Annotated in this window: 5 protein-coding genes; 2 read left to right on the forward strand and 3 right to left on the reverse strand. The window is 66.6% G+C overall.

Annotated features, from left to right (window positions below; translation table 11 throughout):
• From WAN71_RS02625 to WAN71_RS02635, 3 genes are all read right to left on the reverse strand, one after another.
• Positions 1-361: GNAT family N-acetyltransferase (locus WAN71_RS02625; RefSeq protein ID WP_422223837.1), on the reverse strand; the 361-nt coding region annotated here is incomplete at its 3' end.
• A 42-nt stretch (positions 362-403) separates the two neighbouring features.
• The gene (locus tag WAN71_RS02630) at positions 404-1,309 is read right to left on the reverse strand and encodes an SAM-dependent methyltransferase (protein WP_422223838.1); all 906 of its coding nucleotides are present in this window, start codon (positions 1,307-1,309) and stop codon (positions 404-406) included.
• Between the two features lie 2 nt (positions 1,310-1,311).
• Positions 1,312-1,677 carry a DUF3054 domain-containing protein gene (locus WAN71_RS02635; protein WP_422223841.1) on the reverse strand — a complete coding sequence of 122 codons (366 nt, stop codon included), beginning with the start codon at positions 1,675-1,677 and terminating at the stop codon, positions 1,312-1,314.
• Positions 1,678-1,761: 84 nt separating this feature from the next.
• Between WAN71_RS02635 and WAN71_RS02640 the strand changes: the two genes are divergently transcribed.
• Together WAN71_RS02640 and WAN71_RS02645 are read left to right on the forward strand one after the other, a co-directional pair.
• Positions 1,762-2,496, forward strand: a complete 735-nt coding sequence (locus WAN71_RS02640) for an SDR family NAD(P)-dependent oxidoreductase (protein WP_422223839.1) — start codon at positions 1,762-1,764, stop codon at positions 2,494-2,496.
• On the forward strand, positions 2,493-3,218 hold a 726-nt coding region (locus tag WAN71_RS02645; RefSeq protein WP_422223840.1), incomplete at its 3' end, for an acyl-CoA dehydrogenase family protein. The genes WAN71_RS02640 and WAN71_RS02645, both read left to right, overlap by 4 nt.

The following is a 3,218-nucleotide window of genomic DNA, read 5'->3' on the forward strand; positions in this document are numbered from 1 at the left end:
GATAGCCCCTTCTGGCCGCGGTGGCCTCCAGTTCGGCCAGCAGCGCCTTGGCGTAGCCGCGGCGGCGATATCCACTGTCCGTCCAAATCCGTTTGAATTCCACAGTGTGGGCATCGAACCGACGGAACGCGCCGCCGGTGACCGGGACGCCGTCCAGCAGTCCGACCAACAAGCCACCGTCCGGAGGCGCGAGCTCGGCAGGCGGAACAGGCAACCAGCTGAGATGCGCCTCCGGAGTGCCGCCGTAGCGGTGGGAGTACTCGACCGACAGCTCGGCCAACAGTGGCGCTGCCAACGGGTCGTCCGGCCCCACCGCCGAGAAGCGCAGCTGGGCCGCCGCGGTTGACCGGTGGGCTATCACGTCAATATCCAACGTCTCGTTATCGGCGGCATTCCGGCCCGGCTAGGTCAATGTCGCGCTGACGTACCGGCCGGCGACGGGTGCTTCGCCGAGATCCTGACGACGCAATCCCGATAATCCGGTAGCGGTGAACAGGTCCGCGAGGTCAGCCACAAAGGTTCGCCAGCCCAGCGCCGCCAGCGACTCGGCGGCGTCGTGCTGCTCGTCGGGATACGTGAGCTCGGTCATATCGCCCTTGAAACCGTACGATCGCCAGCGTTTAGCCAGCGCGTGCTCCTGGCTGACAAACGGCCGGCTCCGGTTCGGCAGATAGTCGGCCGCCATCCTGCTACCGGCGGCGCTCAATGCGGTGACGTTGTTCAGCATGCGGTCCTGTGTGACGGGCGCTAGAAAACCGATGAACAGCCCCTCAGCAATCCACGCTGTCGGCTTGGTGGCATCGAAACCGAGCCGCCGCAGCGCGTCCGGCCAGTCGCGGCGAAGATCGATGCCCGCCGCGCGCCGATCGGCGGTCGGGGTGACCGCCAGGCCCCGCAGCGTCTGGGTTTTGAACTCGATGACTCCCGGCTGATCGATCTCGTAGACGGTGGTGCCCGTCGGCCACCACAGCCGATAGGGCCGGGCGTCCAGCCCCGACGCCAAAATCACCGCCTGCCGAATACCGGCCCGGCAAGCATCGGAGAGGAAGTTGTCGAAGAATCGGGTGCGGACCGCGAAAAGGTCGGTCAGTAAAGCGAATCCGTTGTCGTCGCCAAGATCACTGATGGCCCGCTCGCCGCTGGCGATCTGGGCGAAGAAGTCGACGCCGACGGCGCGGACCAATGGCTCGGCGAATGGGTCGTTGATCAACCCGGCCCTGGTTGCCAACGCCCTGGCCGTCGCTACCAGTGTCGCGGTGGTTCCGACACTGGTGGCCGGATCCCAGGTGTCGTGATCTGTTCGCGCCATGGTCAGGCCGACTTACGGCCACTCACATGCAGCGCCGCCCGCCAGCCGAGCAGCAGCAGCGCGGTGACTGTGGACGCCACCGCCACGAAACTGGCGGCCACGCCGGCGGAGGTGGCCCTGCGCAGCAGCATCCCGACCACGACCGTGCACACCCACACCACAACCCCGGTGGGAAGCACCGCCGTAGGGCGTCGCCACGCCCGAGCGGCGAGCCAGCCCAGGGCGGTCCCGCTCAGAAACGGCCAGGCCGTCGTTGCCACCCCCGCGACGTTCAACCCCTCGTCGTGACTGCGCCGCCCGACGGCGCAGAACAGCAGCACGCAGGCAACGTCGACGCCCAGCCACCCCAGAGCCTGCCGCGGACCCACCATGCCGCGGACACTACCCGGGCGCTTGACCGGCAACCTCGGTGAATAGATAGATTCGTCAGGGATGAACGACGTTAGCCCCAGATGACCAACAAACTCGCACTCGTCACCGGCGCCGGATCCGGGATCGGCAAGGCGATCGCGCTGGGCTTCGCCGCCCGGGGCGACCGTGTCATCGCCGCTGACCTGGACAAAGCAGCTGCCGAAGCCACCGCGGAAGAACATCCAGAGCTGATCACCGCACTGCCGGTCGACGTTGCCGACCGCAGCCAAGTCGACATCCTCCGCGACCGGACACACGCCGACGTCGGCGTGCCCAACGTCGTGGTGAATGCCGCAGGCTGGGATCGCACCGACCAATTCCTCAATGCAACAGCGGAATTCGCCGAAAAAGTAGTGGCTATCAACTACCTGGGGCCGGTGCACGTGTGCAGCGCATTCCTACCCGGAATGATCGAAGCCGGCGGCGGCGGACGCGTCGTCAACCTGGCCAGCGACGCAGGTCGGGTTGGCAGCGCGGGCGAAACCATCTACGCCGGCGCCAAAGGCGGCGTGATCGCGCTGACCAAGTCGCTGGCCCGGGAGATGGCCCGGCATGCGATCACCGTCAACTGTGTGTGCCCCGGCCCGACCGACACCCCGCTTTTCGCCGCCCAGCCGGAGAAACTAAAAGAGGCTCTGGTCAAAGCGATCCCGTTTCGCCGACTCGCCCGGCCGGAGGAAGTCGCCGCGCCGGTGCTGTTCTTCGCCTCCGATGCCGCATCGTTCATCACCGGGCAGGTGATCAGCGTGAGCGGCGGACTTACGATGGCCGGATGACTAGCTTCAACCCGCAGGACCCGTTGGGCCTGGATGCGTCGCTTTCTGATGACGAGATCGCGGTTCGCGACACGGTCCGACAGTTCTGCGCCGAGAATGTCATCCCGCAGGTAGCCGAATGGTTCGAAATCGGTGACCTTCCGGTCCGTGAACTTGCCAAGCACTTCGGCCAGCTTGGCCTGCTTGGCATGCATTTGGAGGGCTACGGCTGCGGCGGGGCCTCGGCCGTGCACTACGGCTTGGCGTGTACCGAACTGGAAGCCGCCGACTCCGGTATCCGGTCGATGGTGTCGGTGCAGGGTTCGCTGGCGATGTTCGCGATCTGGAGCTTCGGCTCCGAAGAGCAAAAACAAAAGTGGCTGCCCGGCATGGCCGCCGGTGAGCTGCTCGGCTGCTTCGGGCTGACCGAACCCGACGCCGGATCCGACCCGGCGTCGATGACAACCCGGGCGCGACGCGACGGGTCGGACTGGATCCTCAACGGCCGCAAAATGTGGATCACCAACGGATCGGTCGCCGACGTGGCGATCGTCTGGGCGGTCACCGACGACGGCGTACGCGGCTTCGTCGTCCCCACCAAGACGCCCGGGTTTTCCGCCAACACCAGTCACCACAAGCTCTCGCTGCGGGCGTCGATCACCAGCGAGCTGGTGCTCGACGACGTCCGCCTGCCCGACGACGCCGTGCTGCCCGAGGTGAAGGGGCTCAAGGGTCCGCTGTCA

The sequence above is a fragment of the Mycobacterium sp. genome, assembly GCF_049280035.1.
Lineage (GTDB): Bacteria > Actinomycetota > Actinomycetes > Mycobacteriales > Mycobacteriaceae > Mycobacterium.